Genomic DNA, 21,319 nt, shown 5'->3' with positions numbered 1-21,319 from the left:
ATATCCTTTCATCCCAAAAATAGGGAGGCAGCGCGCCGCTGCCATTCGAACGAAAGATCATTCTGAGGCGGTCATGGCTGACCTTGCAGCATTTATTCGCCCTCCGTTTTTCCTGCAAGACAAGCGCTTGCTCACGCTGTCTTTCCCCCACGACGACGCGCCTTCGGTCACCGACTCGTACGGCCGGCATCGTCCGGCGCGGCTGGTTGTCGAGCGGCTCGTCGCGCACGAGGGGCTCGGGATCGACTTCACGTTCGAACTGACGCTGCTGTCCGGCGAGGCCGGCGTCACGCTGGACGACATGCTGGGCAAGCTGCTCGCGGTGTCGATGGTGCGCCCCGATGGCGGCCTGCGTTATTTCACCGGTTACTGCACCGAGTTTTCGCTGGTCCGCAACGACGATTCGATTGCGGAATATCGCGCGGTGCTGCGCCCGTGGAGCCATTTCCTGCGGACCCGCGTGAACAACCGCCTGTTCCTCGGCCAATCGCTTCAGCAGCAGATCGGCACGCTGCTCGCCGATTACCAGGGGCTCGCGCCGTCGTGGGAGTGGCGCGTGCGCGGCGACGATCCCGCGCGCACGATGAACGTCCAGGGCGGTGGGCTCGGCGAAAGCGACTGGAACTACATCGTCCGCCATCTGGAAGCCGTCGGGTGCCTGTACTGGTGGGAGCACGACGAGAAAGGCCTGAAGCTGATCGTCGGCGACGACAGCACGGTGCAGTGCCCGGCCGTCGACGGTCGCTCGCCCGTGATCCGTTTCCAGACGCACGACGGTCCGATGGCCGCCGACGCCATTTCGCAATGGTCCGCGGTGCGGTTGCTGTCCGCCGGCAGTTACAGCGCGACCGCGTTCGATTTCAAGGCGCCGCATGCGGCCAATGCGCAGATTCCGACGCTGCATCCGCCGGGCGTCGCGCCGCAGGTCGAGCATCACGAATACGTGGGGCACTACGGTTTCGCGAAACAGACGCGCGCCGGCGATGCGCTCGCACGCGTGCGGATGGAGGAGATCGAGGCGGCCGCGACGCGTTTCGACGCGGCCGGCAACCATCACGGCATCCTGCCCGGACGCTGGTTCCAGCTGTCCGATCACTTCAGCGCGGCGTCGGGCAGCCCGCAGGATCACGAGTACCTGATTCTCGAAGCCCGTCACGAAGCAGCGAACAACTACCTGCAGGCGGACGGCAAGCCCGAGTATCGCAACCGCTTCGTCGCGGGCCATCGGCATACGCCCTGGCGCCCGGGCCGTGGCTTCAACAGCGAACCCGTGCGCGTGCTGGCGCCGCAAACCGCGACCGTCGCGGGCGCGAAGGGCGCCGGCAGCGTTGACGTCGACGAATACGGTCGGGTCTGCATCGTCTACCACTGGGATCGTGCAGCGCAGACCAGCGCACGGATTCGCGTGGCTGCCGGCTGGGCCGGCGGCGAGAAGGGCATGATCGCGCATCCCCGCGTGGGCAGCGAGGTGGTCGTGATGTGCCTCGACGGCAATCCCGACCGGCCGATCGTGGCGGGTACCACATACAACGCGGAACGGATGCCGCCATGGGCGCTGCCCGACCAGCAGGTGTTGACGGGGCTGCGCAGCCGCGAGCTGTCGGGCGACGCCGGTAACGCGGCGGGCGGCCGCTCGAACCACGTGCTGCTCGACGACACGCCGCAGCAGCTTCAGTTGAAGCTGCGCAGCGATACCGACGCCAGCGAACTGACCCTGGGACACAACGTCCGCATCGACAATACGCAGGGGCGCACCGATCAGCGCGCGCGCGGGTTCGAGTTGCGGACCGACGCGCACGGTGCGGTTCGGGCGGCCAAGGGCCTGTTGGTGACCAGCGAAGCGCGCTACGACGCGCGCGCCCATGCGACGGACATCGACGAAACCGTCGCGCGCCTCGACAGGGCGCACGACCTGCACGAATCGTTGTCGGGTTCCGCGCACGACGTGAAGGCGCAGGAGTCCGGCGACCAGGATGCCGTCCATCAGGCGCTCCGCATGCAGAACGACGGCCTGAGAGGCACCGGCGGCAATCCTCAGCAAGGCGAGTTTCCGGAATTCGCGCAGCCGTTTCTCGCGCTCGCCAGCCCGGCCGGGATCCTGGCCACGACGACGGGGTCGACCCATGTCGCAAGCGACCAGCACGTCGCGTTGACGAGCGGCGCCCATACGAGCATCGGCGCGGGCAAGAGCATGCTGGTCAGCGCGCAGGAGGCCGTGCGCGTCGCCGCGTTCGAAAAAGGCATCCGGCTCGTGGCCGCCGCCGCCGACATCGACATCCAGGCGCTGAAGGACAGCATCAACGTGCTGGCCAAGCTGGACGTGAAGGTCGATGCGAACCGCATCACCATCACCGCGAAGGAAGAAGTCCTGATCAACGGCGGCACCAGCTATACGCGCTGGAACGGCAGCGGCATCGTGCACGGGACCAAGGGCGGATTCACCGCGCATGCCGCGTCGCATACGTTCATCGGGCCGGACAGCCTGCCGGTGCCCGCGCGCGCGTTCCCGGGCACGGCGTGCGCGCCGTGCATGGTCAACGCGGCATCGATGGCGTCGCCGTTCGCGGCCAAGGTGTGAGGCAGGGCAGCGCATGACGAATGACCTGATTGCCGCGCAGGCGGCCGACGCGCTGCAGGCGGCGCTGTCGTCGCAGGACGGGCTGCGCGCTTACGTCCTGATCGATGGCGCATTGCTCGATACCTTGCCGGACGATGACAAGGCGTCGTGGCCCGCGTTCGTCGCGGCCTCGTTGCTCGACGACGCCGCCGACGACGAGGCGAGAATCGTCGGGCCGCTGCTGTTCGAATGGCAGCCCGGCGCCGACGGTGCCGATGCCGCGGACGCGATCGAGCCGCGCAGCATTCCGTGGCCGGCAGCGAGCGTGCTCGTGTCGCCGCTGTCGCTCGAGCGACTGGCCGCGCATCTGGCGCCGATGGTGGACGTCCAGCTCGAGCAGATGGAGAGCGTGATGCTGATGCGCTTCTTCGATCCGCGCGTGCTGCCGTTCTGGCTCGACATGCTGCCCGCCGCGCATCGCGCGTATCTGGCGCAGGGCGTGCGGCACTGGATTCACCGCGATACCTCGCTGCAGCTCCGGACGGCGGACATCGCCGCGCCCGCCAACGTCAGGCAGGCCGCCGAATTTCCGCTGCAGTTGACCCAGGCTCAGGAAGACGATCTGCTCGCCGCCTGCTATCCGTACACGATGCTCGAGCGGCTGCGTACCGAAAAGCCCGCGCTGCTCGCGTCGTTGCCGGCCGCACAGCACTACGGCTTCGTGCGCGATCAACTGGCGCGCTGCCGCGCGCACGGCGCCGACAGCGCGGCGTCGCTGCTGATCTATTGCGAACTGGCGTTGCGGTACGGCGCGCGCTTCGACGAGGATCCGGCGATGGCCGCCGTGTTCGACGCGGTGGCGCAGGGGCAGGCGTTTCCGGAGGCGCTGGCGCTGGTGCCGGCGGAAGACTGGCGGCGAATGCAGGAAGCGGCCGCGTGATGGCGCGTGCGCGACGCGACTCGAATGAAATCGACTGGAAGAGAAGGAAGTTCAATATGAACCGCTGCTGGATCACCTTGCTGTCCGTGATGGTCTTTTCCACGGCTGCGTGCAGCAAAACCACGGGCGATGCTGAAAAGGAAAGCCTGGCCCCCGGCGACGCGAGCAAGTGGAATGACCCGAATTACGACGTCATAACGGCGGGGTCTTTCAACTATACGGATTACGATATCTACGGCGTTTACCTCCTGCCGCCGGACAAGAACAGCCTCGACGATGCGGCGAGCGCCGATGGGAAGAGCGCGACGCCGCGGAGCGCGACACGCTGGACAGGCGGCGGCGGGCAAAGACCGAGCCTCGCATGGGATTTGCGATGGGCCACGCCTCGCAAGTTCAAAGTGTGGTGGGAGCGCGTGGTCGACAAGCGCGCATTGGAAGCTTCGTCCCCCGATTACGACGAGTACACGCATCGAGAAACCCGACCCGGGATGGCATGGTGTGAAGGCGAGATCACGATCACGCGCCCGCCCGTGAAGGGCAAGAGCGGCGGTATCGTGTTGCACTTCTTCCCCGATGGCCGTGTGGAAGGTGATATGGACTTCCACGTCGATGGCCCAGTCCCGAAGGTGGCGCTTTCTATGCGCGACGAGCAGCGCAAGCTGACCGGTCGTGCCTGCCTGAAGGAAATTCCCAATCCGTTCTATGGGCGCAAGAAGCCGGCCCAATGGAACTGACGCTGGGCACATTGCCGAAACAGGAGCGAAACTGCCGTGAGCAATCCCCCCATTGTCAGACGCATCTCGGATCTCACCCCCGCCGAGGACGCCATCCGCAGTGCCCAGCGAGAAATTCTTGATCCGCTGCTGATCGAGCAATGCAAGGAGTGCCCGAAGCCCGTGTGGTTCACGGCATTCTTCGACGGAACGGGCAACAACTTCGACCTGGACGGCCGTGGTTTGAAGGATGTCAAGCTGACCAAGTACAGCAATATCGCGAAGCTCTGGCGGTTTGCGCATGCTGAAGACAACGCGTTCCCCCGGACCGTTGCACGCTATGTCGAAGGTGTCGGCACGCCGTGCGACAAAGTAGGAGATACCGGAAAAGGTCTCGACAACGCACTCGGTATGGCTGCCGCGAGAAAAGGCGAGTTGCGCATCCGATGGATGCTCAACGAACTCGACAGGCATGTCACCGGTCACATGCCCGCTGTGAGCCAGATCAACCTGGCCGTATTCGGTTTCTCGCGGGGCGCGACGGAAGCGCGTGCCTTCGTTCGCATGCTGACCGAGCAACTCGCCGAGAATATCGGCGGGAGGCTTTGGTGGAACAAGAAGAACATGAAGGGGCATCGCCCCGAAGTGGTCGTTTATTTCCTTGGAATTCTTGATACGGTTTCGTCAACGGGCTTCGGCGGCAGCCGCGTCGAGGCTGCGGGACCGGCCATCGCTACCATTTTTTTCGGACCGCTCGCCGGCGGTTACCTCTACTACATCGACAAAGGCGGTCACGCGGAATGGGCGAACGATATTCGCATTCCGGGCTACGTGCGGCAATGTGTTCACTATGTGGCGTCGCAGGAGGTGCGGGAAAAATTCCCCGGTGACTCGGTGCGGGAAGACCAGAAGATTCCCGCGAACTGCCGCGAGGTGTACTACCCTGGCATGCACTCGGACGTGGGCGGTGGTTACGAGCACAACTACCAGGAAGGTCGAACCAACGAGTTGGCCAACGTTGCGCTGAACAATCTCTATATCGAAGCATGGAAGGCCGGCGTCCCGTTTCGTTCACCAAAGGAACTGCTTGCGGACGCAGGGCAACAGTTCGAGATTTCCAAGGAGCTGGAGGCCGCATGGAATGTCTACATGGGTCAGGGGGGCGGCAAAAGTGCGGGCGTGGCGCCGAACAGCGACAGGCTCGAGGCGCAGGTCATTTGGCACATGAACCGCTATTATCAGTGGCGCGCCAGCAGAAGCCGACGCCTGAAGGACGGCCGTCTGAAGCCACCCGGTGGCGTGGACGATCATATGGTCATTACCGATCGCGAGTGGAATGAAGATACGGATCGCTTGCGTCATGCAAACGGCGGATACCTGACTGTCTCTGTTTCGGAACAGGAAAAAGCCATCGACGCGGCCGTCCGGGTTGCCGGCAACTGGCTGGGTAGCCTCGATCCAGCGACGCGCGCGGCGTTCGACAAGTTCTTCGACCACTATGTGCACGATTCGATTGCAGGTTTCAAGAAGCAGATGGAAGACGGCTACGTCGGCGCTGCGGAATTGAGCCGCTGGACGGTCAACCGCCAGTACTTCATGGGCAAGCGCGGCAAGAAGTTCCTGTACTGGCGCTACGAGGGCGACAAGGCCGAGCAGGCCGCCACGCAACTCGCCAAGGCCGATCCGCCCAAGCAGCAGGATCCGATGGCCGCCGACGAACCCCAGCTGGCCAGCAACCAGCCCATCGGCGGCACGCTGCCCGACACGACATCGACGGCCTGACGCCGATCGCGACCGGCTGGCCTCACGTCGCGGCAGACCGCATCTGCCGCGACGCTCCCCTCCCTACCGCAACTGCACGGCCGCGAGAAACAGCACCATGCTGCCGATCGCGCCGTCCAGCACGCGCCACGCAACGGCCTTGCGGAACCACGGCGCGAGCAATCGTGCCCCGTAGCCGAGCCCGAGGAACCACACGACGCTGACCGACATCGCGCCGATCGCGAACGCGAGCCGCGCGCCTTCCGGTTCACGCGCGCCGGCCGTGCCGATCAGCAGGAACGTGTCGAGATACACGTGCGGGTTGAGCCACGTGAACGCGAGCGTCATCAGCACGATCGCGAGCCCGCTCTGCGGCGCCGGGGCGACCGCATCGCCGCGCACGTCGAGCGTTTCATGGCCCGGCTTGAACGCGCGGCGCAGCGCGTTGATGCCGAACCACGCGAGATAGGCGAGGCCCACATACAGCACCGCATGGACGAAGGTCGGATAGCGTTCGACGAGCGCCGATGCGCCGCCGACGCCCGCGCCGATCAGGATCATGTCGGACAGTGCGCACAGCAGCACGATCTTGCCGACATGCGAGCGCATGATGCCCTGCCGCAGCACGAATGCGTTCTGTGCGCCGATGGTGACGATGAGCGACCCGCAGAGTGCGGCGCCGTGGGAAAAAGCGAGCCAGTTCATGATGGATGACAGCAGGAGAAGCAGTAGACGGATGAATCAGGTAGCGCTAGTCTGCGGTCAGCATGAAAATAAGAGAAGCTAAATCACCTAATGCAGATTAAGGAAATCTAATGCTCGACTACGCGTTGCTCGATGCCCTCGCGGCGGTGATCCGGCACGGTTCGTTCGAGCGTGCGGCCAAGGAGCTGAATGTCACGCCGTCGGCCGTGTCGCAGCGCGTGAAATTGCTGGAGGAGCGGGTCGGCAGCGTGCTCGTCAAGCGCGGGCAGCCGTGCGTCGCGACGACGTCGGGTGCGCTGCTGTGCCGTCACACCGAGCGCGTGCAGCTGCTCGAGGCCGAGCTGGGCGGGCGGATGCCGGCACTCCCGGGCCAGATCGCGAGCGCATGGCCGACGTTGCGCGTGGCCGTCAACGACGACAGCGTCGCGACGTGGTTCATCGACGCGGTCGGGCCGTTCTGCACGGAGCGCGAAACGTTGCTCGATCTCGTGATCGACGATCAGGATTACACGGCTTCGCGTATTCGCGACGGCAGCGTGCAGGGCGCCGTGACCGCGCAGGCCGAACCGATCCAGGGGTGCCGATCGGAGCGGCTCGGGCGGATCCGCTATCGCGCGGTATGCTCGCCGGCGTTTTATGAACGCTACTTCGGCGCGGGCATTACCCGCGATGCGCTGCGTCGCGCGCCGTGTGTGATGTTCAATCCGAAGGACGGGCTGCAGGCGCGTTTCATCCGGCGCGTGACGCGCGCGGATCTCGATCCGCCGCAGCACTGGATACCGCACGTCGCGGGCTATCTGCGCGCATGCGAGACGGGATTGGGATGGGGGATGTGTCCGGACCGGATGGTCGATCGCCAGCTGGCGGCGGGTGAACTGGTCGACATGTCGCGCGGGCGAACGATCGATATCGACCTTTACTGGCAGAGCTGGCGTTTGTCGATCGGCTGGCTCGACGATTTCAGCGCGGCGCTGAAGGCGCGCGCCGCGCTGTTCCTCGATTGACCGGTCGCGTGACGCAGGCGGCGCGGCGCGCGAGATGCGCGCCGTGCGGGATCACGTCAGACGTGGTGCAGGCCGTCGAAATCGACGATCTGGACGTGGCGGCCCTGCATTTCGATCAGACCGCGCTTCTGGAATTTCGACAGCGTGCGGCTGACCGTTTCGAGCGTCATGCCGAGGTAGCTGCCGATGTCTTCGCGCGTCATCCGCAGGTTGAATTCCGACGGCGAGTAGCCGCGCTTCAGGTAACGCGACGATACGTCGAGCAGGAACGCGGCGACGCGCTCTTCGGCGTTCAGCGAACCGAGCAGCATCGTTTGCGACGTTTCGCGCACGATCTGTTCGCTCATCAGCTTGTGCATGCGCAACTGCATCGAACCGGCTTCCGAGCACAATGCCTTGAGCGCGCTGTACGGAATCACGCAGACGGAGCTGTCTTCCAGCGCGACCGCGGTGCGCGGATGCGTGTCGTCGCAGATGCCGTCGAGGCCGAGCGCTTCGCCGGCGAGATGCAGGCCGGTGACCTGCTCGCGGCCGTCGTGGCGCGTCGCGACGGTTTTCAGCGAACCCGAGCGCACCGCGTACAGGTTGTCGAACGCGTCGCCTTCGCGGAACAACGCTTCGCCGCGCTTGACGGGACGCGCCGCGCAGATGACCGATTCGAGGCGACTGAGCGCTTCGGGCGCCAGCCCCTGCGGCATGCACAGGTGCCGCATCGCGCACGTCGAGCAGTGGGCGGCCTGGCGAGGCGCCCAGCTACCGGCATGAGGCGTGGCGGCGGGACGTGTGGCGACGGGCGTCAGCATGATCGTTTACTCCGGCGTTGAATCGACGGAATCATTGTCCCACCGCAACTTGCCGCTGTCGGGTGACAAAACGTCGCGACCGGCCGCGTATGCCGAACGCCGTTCACGCGGCCGTCTCGTCGACGTTGGCGGCCGCCGGAATCAGCAGCACGGGCAGCGTCGCGTGGCGCACGCATTGCTCGGCGATGCTGCCGAGCACGAGACGGCGGAACCCGCGGCGGCCGTGCGTGCCGAGCACCAGCAGATCGGCGCCGAACGCTTTCGCGCCGTCCAGGATCAGCGACGATACGTCGTTGAGCGACGTCGCTTCGCTCCGACGCGTCTCGCCCTTCACGCCCGCTGCCTGCATCAGCGTCGCGAAATCCTTCGCGAGTGCGTCGCCCTGCGCGACGAGTTGGTCGCGCAGCACGGACGGATCGTAGCCGGGCACGTTGTAGTAGATCGCGGCGTTCTCGACGACGTAGAACGGTTGCAGCTCGGCGCCGTGCGATTTCGCGAGCGCCAGCGCGGCATCGAACGCATGGCGGGACGTGTCGCTGCCGTCGACGGCAACCAGAATACGCTTGTACATAGTGTCTCCGAGTGGCGGGTTGAAACGAAGTCGGCCGGATGGCCGATCGGGCGGGGCGATGCGCGATGCTGCGAGGCAGGGTAAACCAATGGCCGGGACTTTGCAGCGAGGTGCCGGTCGTGCCGCGCGGCGGTGCCGCCTCCGATTTTGCGGCGGACGCCATGCACAGGGTGCATGCAGTGACGTGCGGGACGTGTCGTGCGGCGTGGCCGCCGCCGTCGTCCGCATCGTCGGTGGAAACGCATGCGCGGGCAGCGTTGTCGCGCGCGGCACATGCGCATGCATGTGCATCGCCACGCGCGCCGATCGAAGCGACACCGCGCGACGGTCACGCGGATGCATCGCCCGCATCGCCATTCAATCGCAATCGCGCCGTTTCGACATGACTTCGATCAACGCATCTGCATCGGCGCGATTCACGGCGTGCATGAGACCGCCGGCGCCATCGCGCGGAATCGTTCGTTCCTGCATCGCGCAGTTGCCGGCCCATGGTCGGCGCACCGTCGCGTGCGCCGATCCTCGGCCATCGGCTGTCGGCCGATACCGGTTGGCAAACGAACGATCGATTCAAACGCCGCGCCGGCTATCTCGGGACGGCCGTCAGTTCGAATACGCGCTCCGGCCGCCGCTGGTGGCCGGGCCAGTACGTGCTGCCGTACATCCGGTGGACGGGGCCGAACGGCGCATCGCTCATCGCCGGCGGTGCGTCGAAGCCTTTCTCGATCACCATGTATCCGGCACGCAGCGCGAACGCCGGATGGTTGCCGCCGGGGCGGCTGTCGAACCCGGCGAAGCCGTCGCCGGCTTCCGGCATCGCATTGACGAGCGACGCGTTGCTGCGCGTGATCTGGTCGGGCGAGATCGGCCCGCCGCCGGCGAGACGCGACGCCTCGCGGTTCTTGCCGTCGGTGTCGACCGTGCTGTCGTGCGTGTCGTCGTTGTCGAGCTCGATGCTGCGTGGGCGCAAGCGCTCGGTTTGACCGGATGATTCCATCGCGGCTCTCCTCGCGGCGAAGCGTTCCGGATCGAAGCAAATCCCGTTCCGGACATGACGGGAAAAGGCGCGCGGGCGATCGCCGCGGTCGCGCGACGCGCACTGATTTGTCGTGATTTATTTCAGCTAGAAGACGCGTTTTCTACAGAGTATGATTCTTTTCCTGCGAAGCGGCGACAGGGGATTGAGTCGCGCCGCCTCTGCCCGCGCCGGGGCGCTGCAGCACCCTTAAAGACGGGTAGTGAACAACAAAGCAAGGGACTAGAGGTGGCGGATTCATGCAAGCGACTACTGCCTTCACGCACCGCGGTTATCTGTTGAACTGTGCGCCCGCGCGTGCCAGCGACGGTTCGTTCAAGCCCTACGTCGTGATCTCCCGATCGAGCGACGGAGAGCTCGTTGCGAACCGCTTTTTCCCGATCGAGCTCCAGTTCAACGACGAAGGCGACGCCATCGCGCACGCGCGCGACTGGGCCGTGCGATGGATCGACGCCAGCAGCATCACGATCTGACGCCGCCGCGATTCGGTGCCCTCGGCCGTCCGGCCGATCCCCGGCGTGCCGCTGCCGGGCACAAAACGCGGTAATCTTGCGGAACCCGTCACTTTATTAGCGGCCGTGCGACCGAGCGCGGCCGCCTGCATTGATATATGTCGACATCACCCGCCCGTCAGTGGGGCCTGGAAGAAATCGTCGCCGGCTTGCGTGAGTCGCGCGAGGAACTCCATCGCACGCGCCATCCGCGCGGCATCCGCGAACTGCCGTCACGCGATGCGATCTGCAAGATTGTGACCGGCCTGCGCGCGTCGATGTTTCCGACGCACTATGGCGCACCGGATCTGACCGACGAAAGCGTCGATTTCTACGTCGGCCACACGCTCGAAAGCACGCTGCGCATCCTGTCCGAACAGATCCGCCGCGCGCTGCCGTTCCTGCCCGAGCATGCCGATACGCCGTTCGCCGAGCTCGACGAACGCGCGTTCGAGATCGCGCGCGAATTTGGCCGGCAGTTGCCGGCGGTTCGCGCGCTGCTCGTCAGCGATATCCAGGCCGCCTATGCGGGTGATCCGGCCGCGCAGCACATCACCGAGATCCTGCTGTGCTACCCCGGCGTGCTGGCGATGATGCACCACCGGCTCGCACACGCGCTGCACCAGCTTGGCGTACCGCTGCTTGCGCGATTCATCAATGAAATCGCGCACTCGGCCACCGGCATCGACATCCACCCGGGTGCGCAGATCGGCCCGAGCTTCTTCATCGACCACGGCACGGGTGTCGTGATCGGCGAGACGGCGATCATCGGCGAGCGCGTGCGCGTGTACCAGGCCGTCACGCTCGGCGCGAAAAGCTTCCCGGCCGATGGCGACGGTGCGCTGGTCAAGGGCAACGCGCGGCACCCGATCGTCGAGGACGACGTGGTGATCTACGCGGGCGCGACGATTCTCGGCCGCGTGACGATCGGGCGCGGTTCGGTGATCGGCGGCAACGTGTGGCTCACGCACAGCGTGCCGCCCGGCACGAGCGTCGCGCAGGGCAAGGTTCGCGAAGGCGGGAGCACCGAGAAGCCGTAACGCGGCGCGCGGGCACCGGTTGCCTGCTGCCGCGCGCGTCGGTCAGTGCTTGCTGTCGGGCGCGCGGTGCTTGTACAGCACGTCCTGGTCGACGCGGATCAGGTTCTGCCCCGCATCGACGACGAAATCCACGCCGTTGTACGCGTTGCCCGTCAGCATCAGGATCGCGCTCGCGACGTCGTCGGGGCCCGCGATGCGCGCGAGCGGCGTCGATGCGCGGCTCGCGTGTTCGAAGTCGGCCTGCGTCTGGTCGTCGCTCGGCAGCATCAGCCCGGGGAACACCGCGTTCACGCGCAGCACCGGCGCGGACGACAGTGCGAGCATCTGCGTAAGGTTGCCGAGCGCGGCCTTCGCGACCGTATAGCTGAAATGGTCGCGGTGAAAGTTTTCCTTGATCTTCTGGTCGACCACGTTCACGACGACACCCTGCGTGCCGGCCGCGCGGGCCCGTTCGTAGAACGCGCGCGTGAGCAGGATCGGCGCGCGGCAGTTGACGGCCCACGCCTGGTCGAACGCCGCGAGGTCGAAGCTCGGGAAATGATCCTGCCAGAATACCGACGCGTTGTTGACGAGCACGTCGAGGCGCCCGAAGCGCGCATACACCTGGTCGATCAGCGCGGTGATCTGTTCGGCATCCGACAGGTCAGCCTGCAACGCAACCGAATCGTGCCCGCGTTCGGCGATCGCGCGGGCCGCGGCCTGCGCCGCATCGGCCGAACGGTCGTAGTGCACCGCGGTGCGATAGCCGTGCGCGGCGAAATACTCGGCGAACGCGCGCCCGGCCCGGCGCGCGGCGCCGGTCACGAGCACGACGGGCGCGTGCGCCGTTTGCTTCGTCGACTCCATTACGTATTCGTCAGGTTGACTGAAGAAGGATTCGCGACGATCGACAGGAATTCGCGCCGCGTCGACGGATCGGTGCGGAACGTGCCGAGCATGCGCGACGTCACCATCTCGACGCCCGGCTTGTGCACGCCGCGCGTCGAGATGCACTGGTGCGCGGCTTCGAGGATCACGCCGACGCCCTTCGGCTGCAGCACGTCGAACAGCGTGTCGGCGATCTGCACGGTCATCTTTTCCTGGATCTGCAGGCGCTTCGCGAACGCGTCGACGAGGCGCGCGAGTTTCGAGATGCCGACCACGCGATGGTTCGGCAGATACGCGACGTGCGCGCGGCCGATGATCGGCACCATGTGGTGCTCGCAGTAGCTCTCGAAGCGGATGTCCTTCAGCACGATCATTTCGTCGTAGCCGTCGACTTCGCTGAATGTGCGCGCGAGGATGTCGCGCGGCTCCAGCGCGTAACCGGCGAAGAACTGCTCGTAGGCGCGCACGACGCGCGCGGGCGTGTCGATCAGGCCTTCGCGTGCGGGATCGTCGCCGGCCCAGCGCAACAGCACGCGAACGGCGTCTTCCGCTTCTTCGCGGCTCGGACGGGATGCGGCCGGCTCGGGCCGCGCGGACTTCTTTTTAGCCATCTATCTGCTCCATCGAATGCCGCCGCCGGGGCGGCGCGGAATCCGGGCATTGTTTCATGCTTTCGCAGGTCGCGTGCGCGGCCCGGCACTCACTTCGGCCATTCGTCCTGCTCGTCGTTGAACAGCGACGCGACGACGCCGCGCAGCCACGCCGTGCGCGGATCGTTGTGGTACTTGCGATGCCAGTGCTGCTTCAGGTCGAAGCGCGGCAGGGCGAGCGGCGGCTCGACGGGCACGATGAACGCGTGCTCGGCCGCATACGCATAGCCGATCGCATGCGGCACCGTCGCGATCAGGTCGGTGCGGCTCAGGATGAACGGCAGGCTCATGAAGTGCGGTGTCTCGAGCACCGCGCGGCGCTGCATGCGCTGCTTCGCGAGATATTTCTCGAGCACCTCCTGGCTGCGCCCTTCGGCACGCACCACCGCGTGCCCGCAGGTGAGGAACTGTTCGACCGTGAACGGCGGCGCCTGTTCGAACGGATGGCCGCGCCGCATCAGGCAGACGAACCGGTGCGTGAACAGCCGCTGCTGGAAGAAGTTGTTGCCGTCGAGATCGGGGAAGTAGCCGACCGCGAGATCGATCGACCCGGCTTCGAGGCCGCGACCGACTTCGTCGTGCGCGAGCGAGACCGAGCGCAGGTTCGCGTGCGGCGCACGCATCGCGAACGCCTGCAGCAGCTTCGGCAGGAACACGATCTCGCCCACGTCCGACAGCGCGATCGAGAACGTATGCGTGCTCGCGGCCGGGTCGAAGTCGTGCGGCGCGACGAGGCCGCGCTCGATCTGCGCGAGCGCGTCGCGGGCGGCCGGCAGCAGCGCGAGCGCGCGCGGCGTCGGTTCCATCCCGCGCGACGTGCGCACGAACAGCGGATCGCCGAAGTACTCGCGCAGCCGGCCGAGCGCCGTGCTCACGCGCGGCTGGCTGACGCCGAGCAGGTCGCCGGCACGGCTCACGTTGCGCGTGTCGTCGAGCGCGACGAGGTAGGGAATGAGGTTCAGATCGAGCGCTTCCATCGCCAGGCCAGTATCTTGAAAACGTATACAACATATCTCCTGAATCGCGTTGCCGCATAGTCGGGAAAGCGCTCAAATGTGTTCGACGATTCGAATTAATGTTCAGGAGACGAACAATGCGCACCCAGGTCGCCATCATCGGCGCCGGCCCGTCCGGCCTTTTGCTTTCCCATCTGCTGCGCCTGCAAGGCGTCGATTCCATCCTCGTCGAAGCGCGTTCGCGCGAATACTGCGAGAACCGCATCCGCGCGGGCGTGCTGGAACAGGGCACGGTCGACACGCTGAACGAGGCCGGCCTCGGCGAGCGGATGCGCCGCGAGGGGCTCGAACATCACGGCATCGAGCTGCTGTTCTCCGGGCAGCGCCATCGCATCGACCTGTCCGAATTGACCGGCGGGCGCGCGATCACCGTCTACAGCCAGCATGAAGTCGTGCGCGACCTGATCGCGGCGGGCGTCGAGCATGGCCACCAGATGCATTTCGAAGTCAGCGACGTCGCGCTGCACGACGTCGAAGGCGAACACCCGTTCGTCACGTTCAAGCATGCGGACGGCCGCGAAGACCGCATCGACTGCGACTACATCGCCGGCTGCGACGGCTTCCACGGCATCGCGCGCCAGACGATCCCGGCCGAGCGGCTGAACACGTTCGAGCGCGTGTATCCGTTCGCGTGGCTCGGCATCCTCGCCGACGCGGCACCGTCGCTCGACGAACTCGTCTACGCGCATCACGACAACGGTTTCGCCCTCTTCTCGATGCGCTCGCCGACGGTCACGCGCTTGTACCTGCAGTGCAAGCCCGACGAGGACCTCACCGAATGGTCCGATGCGCGGATCTGGGACGAACTGCACACGCGCTTCTCGAACGACACGGGCTGGACGCCGACCGAGGGCCGGATCACGCAGAAAAGCGTGACCCCGATGCGCAGCTTCGTGTCGGAGACGATGCAGCACGGGCGCCTCTTCCTCGCCGGCGACGCCGCGCACATCGTGCCGCCGACCGGCGCGAAGGGGATGAACCTGGCGGTGGCCGACGTCCGCGCGCTGTCCCGCGCGCTCGGCGCGCGCTACCGCAACGGCGACGCGACGCTGCTCGACGCGTATTCGGCGACCTGCCTCGAACGCGTGTGGCGGGCCGAGCACTTCTCGTACTTCATGACGAACATGCTGCACTCGTCGCCGGAAGACTCGCCGTTCGTCAATCGCCTGAAGTTTGCCGAGCTGAAATACGTGACGCGCTCGCGGGCCGCCGCGCAGTCGCTCGCCGAAAACTACGTCGGGCTGCCGTTCGACGACGCGACGCCCCCCGAGGGAACCCGCCTTGACAACGCGCTGTGCGCGACTCTATGATCGGCCCATCGTTCGCTAATCGAATCTAGGTTCGATTGGCGAACAAATACCGGGATCGAGATCGGCCCCGGCGCGACACGCGGCACGCGCGTGTCCCCTCGACAGGCCGCGCATCGAGCCGCGGGTTCGTATCAGGAAGAGACATGGTCAACAAGATTTTCGAATCGCTTCAGTCGGCGGTGGCCGACATCCACGACGGCGCGACAATCATGATCGGCGGCTTCGGCACGGCCGGCATGCCGTCCGAGCTGATCGACGCGCTGATCGAACAGGGTGCGCGCGACCTGACGATCGTCAACAACAACGCGGGCAACGGCGAGACGGGCCTCGCGGCGCTGCTGAAGGCGAAGCAGGTGCGCAAGATCATCTGCTCGTTCCCGCGCCAGAGCGATTCGCAGGTGTTCGACGGGCTGTACCGCGCCGGCGAGATCGAGCTGGAACTCGTGCCGCAGGGCAACCTTGCGGAGCGTATCCGCGCGGCGGGCGCCGGCATCGGCGGCTTCTTCACGCCGACGGGTTACGGCACCAAGCTCGCGGAAGGCAAGGAAACGCGCGTGATCGACGGCAAGCCGTATGTGTTCGAGACGCCGATCCACGCCGATTTCGCGCTCGTGAAGGCGTACAAGGGCGATCGCTGGGGCAATCTCGTGTATCGCAAGACCGCGCGCAACTTCGGGCCGATCATGGCCAGCGCCGCGAAGGTCGCGATCGTGCAGGTGTCGGAAGTCGTGCCGCTCGGCGCGCTGAACCCGGAACACATCGTGACGCCGGGCATTTTCGTCCAGCGCGTCGTCGAGGTGCCGCAGGCCGCGCATGCGGCCGAGCTGGCTGCCGAACATGCTGCATCGCAAGCCGCTTGAGGGAGATATTCAGATGAAACGACTGACCCGCGATGAAATGGCCAAGCGCGTCGCCCAGGACATCCCCGAAGGCGCGTACGTGAACCTCGGCATCGGCGTGCCGACGCTGGTGGCGAACCACCTCGATCCGAGCAAGGAGATCTTCCTGCACAGCGAGAACGGCCTGCTCGGCATGGGCCCCGCGCCCGCGCCCGGCGAGGAAGACGACGAACTGATCAACGCCGGCAAGCAGCATGTGACGCTGCTCACCGGCGGCGCATATTTCCACCATTCGGATTCGTTCGCGATGATGCGCGGCGGCCACCTCGATTACTGCGTGCTCGGCGCGTTCCAGGTATCGGCGAACGGCGACCTCGCGAACTGGCATACGGGCGCGCCCGATGCGATTCCGGCGGTCGGCGGCGCGATGGACCTCGCGATCGGCGCGAAGCAGGTGTTCGTGATGATGGAGCACCTGACGAAGCAGGGCGAAAGCAAGATCGTCGCGCAGTGCTCGTATCCGGTCACCGGCGTGCAATGCGTGAGCCGTATCTATACGGATCTCGCCGTGCTCGACGTGACGGCCGACGGGCTGGCCGTGAGCGAGATCTTCACCGACCTGTCGTTCGACGAACTGCAGAAGCTGACCGGCGTGCCGCTGATCGACGCGACGCAAAAGGCGGCTGCCTGAACCGCAGGCGTGCCGGCGCGTCCGTTTGCGCGCATGCCGGCACGCTTGGGTGGACAATAGGCGCACGCCGTTTCCCCAATCTGATGCCATGCTCGAAGACAGCGCCCGCCTGACCTCCCTCATCTGCGGCACCGAGCCGCTCAACCGGATCTGGTCGCCCCGCGCGACGATCCAGCGGATGCTCGACGTCGAGGCCGCGCTCGCGCGTGCGCTCGCCGCGCAGCAGGTGATTCCCGCCGCCGCGGTCGCGCCGATCGAGCGCGCGTGCGACGCAAGCCGGCTCGACGCCGACGCGCTCGCGCACGGCGCGGCGCTCGGCGGCAATCTCGCGATTCCGCTCGTCAAGCAGCTCACCGCGCAGGTGAAGGCCGACGACCCCGAGGCCGCGAAGTTCGTGCACTGGGGGGCGACGAGCCAGGACATCATCGATACCGCGACCGTCCTGCAGCTACGCGACACGCTCGACGTGCTCGAGCCGATGCTCGACGAAGCGTGTGCGTCGCTCGCGGCGCTCGCGCGCACGCATCGCGCGACGCCGATGATCGGCCGCACGTGGCTGCAGCAGGCGCTGCCGATCACGCTCGGCCTGAAATTCGCGCAATGGCTCGACGCGCTGCTGCGCCATCGCGCGCGTTTCGCCGAATTGCGCGAACGCGCGCTGGTGCTGCAGTTCGGCGGCGCGGCCGGCACGCTCGCGAGCCTGCGCGAGCACGCGGCCGGCGTCACGGCCGCGCTGGCGGCGGACCTGAAGCTCGCCGCACCGGCCGTGCCGTGGCACACGCAGCGCGACCGCATCGCGGAAGCCGCGTCCTGCTTCGGGATGCTGACGGGTACGCTCGGCAAGATCGCGCGCGACGTGTCGCTGCAGATGCAGACCGAAGTCGGCGAGCTTGGCGAACCGGCCGCCGCCGGCAAGGGCGGCTCGTCGACGATGCCGCACAAGCGCAACCCGGTCGGTTGCGCGGCGGTGCTCACCGCCGCGGTGCGCGCACCGAACCTCGTCGCGACGGTGTTCGCGGGCATGGTCCAGGAACATGAACGTGCGCTCGGCGGCTGGCAGGCCGAATGGGAAGCGCTGCCCGATCTCGCGCGCCTGACCGGCGGCGCGCTTGCGCAGATCGCGCAGATCGTCGCGGGCCTCGACGTGAACACCGAGCGCCTTGCCGCGAATCTCGAACTGACGCGCGGGCTGATTCTCGGCGAAGCGGTGATGCTCGCGCTCGGCGACAAGATCGGCCGGCTCGACGCGCATCACGTCGTCGAGCATGCGTCGAAGGAAGCCGTGCGCACGGGCTCGACGCTGTTCGATGTGCTCGCCGCCGATGCGACCGTGTCGGCGCACCTGTCGCGCGACGCGCTCGCGCGGCTGCTTGATCCCGCTCATTACGTCGGCGAGGCGCAGGCCTGCGTCGACGCCGTGCTCGCGCTGCACGCGGGCACGCAATAACCAGGAGAACCTCGATGCCTTTCGCCACTGTCAACGGCGTGAAACTGCATTACCGGATCGACCGTGCCGCGCGTGACGACGCGCCGTGGCTCGTCTTCTCGAACTCGCTCGGCGCCGACCTGCAGATGTGGGCACCGCAGATCCGTCCGCTCACGCAGCACTTCAACATCCTGCGCTACGACACGCGCGGCCACGGCCATTCCGATGCACCGGCCGGTTCGTACACGATCGAGCAGCTCGCCGGCGACGTGATCGGCCTGCTCGACCACGTCGGCATCGATCGCGCGCATTTCTGCGGAATCTCGATGGGCGGGCTGACGGGCGCGGCGCTGGCCGCGCGCTTCCCGTCGCGCATTGTGCGCGCGGTGCTGTCGAACACCGCGGCAAAGATCGGTTCGCCGGAAGTGTGGGCGCCGCGCGCGCAGAAGGCGCGCGCCGAAGGGATGGCCGCGCTCGCCGACGCCGTGCTGCCGCGCTGGTTCACCGACGCATTCGTCGAGCGTGAGCCGCGCCTGTTCGATGCGATCCGCGACACCTTCGTCCATACCGACAAGGACGGTTATGCGGCGAACTGCGACGCGCTGAATGCCGCCGACCTGCGCGAAGAGGTGAAAGGCATCGCGCTGCCGGTGCTCGTCGTGACCGGCGCGAAGGATATGTCGACGCCGCCCGACCAGGGCCGCGCGCTCGCCGCCGCGATTCCGGGTGCGCAGCACGTCGAATTCGACGCCGCGCATATTTCGAACATCGAGTGCACCGACGGCTTCAACCGCGCGCTGCTCGATTTCCTGACCGCGTGAGGCACCGGCGATGAACGACCAGGAACGTTACGAAGCAGGGATGACGGTGCGTCGCGCGGTGCTCGGCGACGCGCACGTCGATCGTTCGATCGAGAACCGTACCGAGGTGACCGACGAATTCCAGAACCTGATCACGCGTTATGCATGGGGCGAGATCTGGACGCGCGACGGCCTGCCGCGCCATACGCGCAGCCTGCTGACCATCGCGATGATGGTGGCGCTCAATCGCGGCGAGGAGCTTGCGCTCCATCTGCGCGCCGCGCGCAACAACGGCGTGACCCGCGACGAGATCAAGGAAGTGCTGCTGCAGACCGCGATCTATTGCGGCGTGCCGGCCGCGAATTCCGCGTTCCATCTCGCGGACAAGATCTTCAAGGAACAGGACGCGGCCGCGTAAGACGGTCGGTCAGGCGCGGCCGGTTGAGGGCGGCCGCAACCGATCGCGTGGCCCGCTGTCGCAAGCGGGCCGTCGACGACGGAATCGATGAACGCGCCGGCAGAGCATCGGCGCACGGCACACCGGATGATTGGTGGACGAACAAAGGAAGGGCGCGGCTGCCATGCCGTATTGCTCATACATTATTAGCGTTGCATGGGACCGGAGTAAGCGCTGACGCGCCAATGCCGGTCGACCACGACGCATGAGATCCAGGTAGGCGCTGAGGCGTCAGCTTGGATCGACACAGGAGACTAGCGATGAATCGCGCACCCGTGGTCGATGTCCAGACCTTCATCAACGAGCAGCCGTTCGGCGGCTTTCAATGGCTCGTGTTCCTCATGTGTTTCGTGATCGTGCTGCTCGACGGCTTCGATACGGCCGCGATCGGCTTCATCGCGCCGTCGCTGCTCGGCGAATGGAACCTCACCAAGCCCGATCTCGCACCGGTACTCAGCGCCGCGCTGTTCGGCCTCGCGTGCGGCGCGCTCGTGTCGGGCCCGCTGTCCGACCGGCTCGGCCGCCGTTCGCTGCTGCTCGGCTCGGTATTCCTGTTCGGCGTCGCATGCCTGATGTCCGCATTCTCGACGACCATCGGGCACCTGACGATCCTGCGTTTCATCACCGGCGTCGGGCTGGGCGCGGCGATGCCGAACGCGGTCACGATGATGGGCGAGTTCTGCCCGGACAAGCGCCGCGCGACCGTGATCAACCTGATGTTCTGCGGCTTCCCGCTCGGCGCCGCGTTCGGCGGTTTCCTGGCCGCGTGGATGATTCCGCATTTCGGCTGGCGCAGCGTGCTGATCCTCGGCGGCGTGACGCCGCTGCTGCTCGGCGTGCTGTTGCTGCTGAAGATGCCGGAATCGGTGCGCTTCATGGTCGCGAGCGGCCAGCATGTCGACAAGATCCGCGCAACGCTTGCGCGCATCTCGCGCGAAGCGCTGAACGCCGGTTCGTTCGCGATGACCGAAGCCGCGCCGCAGACCGGCAGCAAGGGCCTCGGCGTCGTGCTGTCGCGCTCGTACATCGTCGGCTCGGTGATGCTGTGGCTCGCGTACTTCATGGGGCTCGTGATCTTCTACGCGTCGATCAACTGGATGCCGATCCTGCTGAAGGATGCCGGGCTGACGCCGAAGAGCGCGACGCTGATCTCCGCGCTGTTCCCGCTCGGCGGTGTGGGTGCCGTGCTGTGCGGCGTGCTGATGGACCGCTTCAACGCGAACCGCGTGATCGCCGTGTGCTACGCGCTGACGGCCGTCAGCGTGTATGCGATCGGGCAGGCGGCCGGCAACGTCGGGCTGCTCGTGCTGGTCGTGTTCGTGGCCGGCGTGCTGATGAACACCGCGCAATCGTCGATGCCGGCGCTCGCCGCCGCGTTCTATCCGACCGAGGGGCGCGGCACGGGTGTCGCGTGGATGCTCGGCGTCGGCCGCTTCGGCGGGATTGCGGGATCGTTCCTCGTCGCCGAGCTGACGCGCCGGCATTTCTTGTTCGCGGGCGTGTTTGCGACGATCGCCGTCGCGGGCTTGCTCGCGTGTGTCGCGCTGCTGATCAAGCAGATGGCGCGGCCGCATGGCGTGACGCAGCCGGCAGGCAAGATCGAATCGCTCGGGCATTGAGCGACGCGCGGGCCGGTGCGATGCGC

The 21,319-nt window shown here is 66.4% G+C and carries 21 protein-coding genes; 14 read left to right on the top strand and 7 right to left on the bottom strand.

Translation table 11 applies throughout. The features are described from left to right. Window positions 1-127: 127 nt before the first annotated feature. The 4 genes from ABIC51_RS01285 to ABIC51_RS01270 are packed head-to-tail and all read left to right on the top strand — an operon-like array spanning window position 128 to window position 5,992. On the top strand, window positions 128-2,578 hold the full coding sequence (locus ABIC51_RS01285; protein ID WP_226128272.1) for a type VI secretion system Vgr family protein: 2,451 nt from the start codon (window positions 128-130) through the stop codon (window positions 2,576-2,578). Between the two features lie 13 nt (window positions 2,579-2,591). Next, a complete protein-coding gene (locus tag ABIC51_RS01280; RefSeq protein WP_059699212.1) occupies window positions 2,592-3,497 on the top strand; it encodes a DUF4123 domain-containing protein in 906 nt (301 codons plus the stop codon). Window positions 3,498-3,553: 56 nt separating this feature from the next. Beyond that, entirely contained in the window at window positions 3,554-4,231 is a 678-nt protein-coding gene (locus ABIC51_RS01275) for a DUF3304 domain-containing protein (protein ID WP_146254232.1), read from the top strand. A gap of 36 nt (window positions 4,232-4,267) precedes the next feature. Next, entirely contained in the window at window positions 4,268-5,992 is a 1,725-nt protein-coding gene (locus ABIC51_RS01270; protein WP_027790105.1) for a T6SS phospholipase effector Tle1-like catalytic domain-containing protein, read from the top strand. Between the two features lie 63 nt (window positions 5,993-6,055). Here ABIC51_RS01270 and ABIC51_RS01265 read toward each other — a convergent pair whose 3' ends face one another. Next, on the bottom strand, window positions 6,056-6,676 hold the full coding sequence (locus ABIC51_RS01265; RefSeq protein ID WP_175898565.1) for a LysE/ArgO family amino acid transporter: 621 nt from the start codon (window positions 6,674-6,676) through the stop codon (window positions 6,056-6,058). A gap of 110 nt (window positions 6,677-6,786) precedes the next feature. Here ABIC51_RS01265 and ABIC51_RS01260 point away from each other — a divergent pair, with 110 nt between their 5' ends. After that, a complete protein-coding gene (locus tag ABIC51_RS01260; protein WP_039344521.1) occupies window positions 6,787-7,680 on the top strand; it encodes a LysR family transcriptional regulator ArgP in 894 nt (297 codons plus the stop codon). Window positions 7,681-7,736: 56 nt separating this feature from the next. Here ABIC51_RS01260 and fnr read toward each other — a convergent pair whose 3' ends face one another. The 3 genes from fnr to ABIC51_RS01245 form a co-directional block, all read right to left on the bottom strand. Then, entirely contained in the window at window positions 7,737-8,483 is a 747-nt protein-coding gene (gene fnr, locus ABIC51_RS01255) for a fumarate/nitrate reduction transcriptional regulator Fnr (RefSeq protein ID WP_059523493.1), read from the bottom strand. A gap of 103 nt (window positions 8,484-8,586) precedes the next feature. After that, a complete protein-coding gene (locus tag ABIC51_RS01250; protein WP_060193157.1) occupies window positions 8,587-9,054 on the bottom strand; it encodes a universal stress protein in 468 nt (155 codons plus the stop codon). A 583-nt stretch (window positions 9,055-9,637) separates the two neighbouring features. Further along, window positions 9,638-10,048, bottom strand: coding sequence for a DUF3005 domain-containing protein (locus ABIC51_RS01245; RefSeq protein ID WP_059684808.1), 411 nt, complete (start codon window positions 10,046-10,048; stop codon window positions 9,638-9,640). Window positions 10,049-10,326: 278 nt separating this feature from the next. Between ABIC51_RS01245 and ABIC51_RS01240 the strand changes: the two genes are divergently transcribed. Then, window positions 10,327-10,560 (top strand): hypothetical protein, encoded by a 234-nt coding sequence (locus ABIC51_RS01240; protein WP_011356723.1) that lies wholly within the window; start codon window positions 10,327-10,329, stop codon window positions 10,558-10,560. 137 nt (window positions 10,561-10,697) lie between these two features. Then, complete coding sequence (gene epsC / locus ABIC51_RS01235; RefSeq protein ID WP_021157582.1) at window positions 10,698-11,618, top strand: serine O-acetyltransferase EpsC; 921 nt, start codon at window positions 10,698-10,700, stop codon at window positions 11,616-11,618. Window positions 11,619-11,660: 42 nt separating this feature from the next. Here the strand turns inward: epsC and ABIC51_RS01230 are convergent, their stop codons facing one another. The 3 genes from ABIC51_RS01230 to ABIC51_RS01220 form a co-directional block, all read right to left on the bottom strand. After that, window positions 11,661-12,464: an SDR family oxidoreductase gene (locus ABIC51_RS01230; protein ID WP_060083160.1), complete on the bottom strand. Its 804-nt coding sequence runs from the start codon at window positions 12,462-12,464 to the stop codon at window positions 11,661-11,663. After that, entirely contained in the window at window positions 12,464-13,096 is a 633-nt protein-coding gene (folE, locus tag ABIC51_RS01225; protein WP_021157584.1) for a GTP cyclohydrolase I FolE, read from the bottom strand. Before folE ends, ABIC51_RS01230 begins: the two co-directional genes overlap by 1 nt. Before the next feature lie 89 nt (window positions 13,097-13,185). Further along, window positions 13,186-14,112, bottom strand: a complete 927-nt coding sequence (locus tag ABIC51_RS01220; protein ID WP_059489708.1) for a LysR family transcriptional regulator — start codon at window positions 14,110-14,112, stop codon at window positions 13,186-13,188. 116 nt (window positions 14,113-14,228) lie between these two features. Here ABIC51_RS01220 and pobA point away from each other — a divergent pair, with 116 nt between their 5' ends. The 7 genes from pobA (at window position 14,229) to ABIC51_RS01185 (ending at window position 21,293) form a co-directional block, all read left to right on the top strand. Further along, window positions 14,229-15,461, top strand: a complete 1,233-nt coding sequence (gene pobA, locus ABIC51_RS01215; RefSeq protein WP_060206197.1) for a 4-hydroxybenzoate 3-monooxygenase — start codon at window positions 14,229-14,231, stop codon at window positions 15,459-15,461. 143 nt (window positions 15,462-15,604) lie between these two features. After that, window positions 15,605-16,321, top strand: coding sequence for a 3-oxoacid CoA-transferase subunit A (locus ABIC51_RS01210; protein WP_021157587.1), 717 nt, complete (start codon window positions 15,605-15,607; stop codon window positions 16,319-16,321). Between the two features lie 13 nt (window positions 16,322-16,334). Next, window positions 16,335-16,991, top strand: a complete 657-nt coding sequence (locus tag ABIC51_RS01205) for a CoA transferase subunit B (protein WP_006482308.1) — start codon at window positions 16,335-16,337, stop codon at window positions 16,989-16,991. An 88-nt stretch (window positions 16,992-17,079) separates the two neighbouring features. Continuing rightward, the gene (locus tag ABIC51_RS01200; RefSeq protein WP_027790096.1) at window positions 17,080-18,438 is read left to right on the top strand and encodes a 3-carboxy-cis,cis-muconate cycloisomerase; all 1,359 of its coding nucleotides are present in this window, start codon (window positions 17,080-17,082) and stop codon (window positions 18,436-18,438) included. A gap of 14 nt (window positions 18,439-18,452) precedes the next feature. Continuing rightward, window positions 18,453-19,238: a 3-oxoadipate enol-lactonase gene (pcaD, locus tag ABIC51_RS01195; RefSeq protein WP_027790095.1), complete on the top strand. Its 786-nt coding sequence runs from the start codon at window positions 18,453-18,455 to the stop codon at window positions 19,236-19,238. A gap of 10 nt (window positions 19,239-19,248) precedes the next feature. Next, window positions 19,249-19,635 (top strand): 4-carboxymuconolactone decarboxylase, encoded by a 387-nt coding sequence (pcaC, locus tag ABIC51_RS01190; protein ID WP_021157590.1) that lies wholly within the window; start codon window positions 19,249-19,251, stop codon window positions 19,633-19,635. A gap of 299 nt (window positions 19,636-19,934) precedes the next feature. Further along, a complete protein-coding gene (locus ABIC51_RS01185; RefSeq protein WP_354006310.1) occupies window positions 19,935-21,293 on the top strand; it encodes an MFS transporter in 1,359 nt (452 codons plus the stop codon). The last annotated feature ends 26 nt before the right edge of the window (window positions 21,294-21,319 follow it).

Source organism: Burkholderia sp. 572, assembly GCF_040545135.1.
GTDB classification, from domain to species: domain Bacteria; phylum Pseudomonadota; class Gammaproteobacteria; order Burkholderiales; family Burkholderiaceae; genus Burkholderia; species Burkholderia cepacia.
Note: the sequence above shows the minus strand (reverse complement) of the source record. Positions and strands in the feature narration are given on the sequence as shown.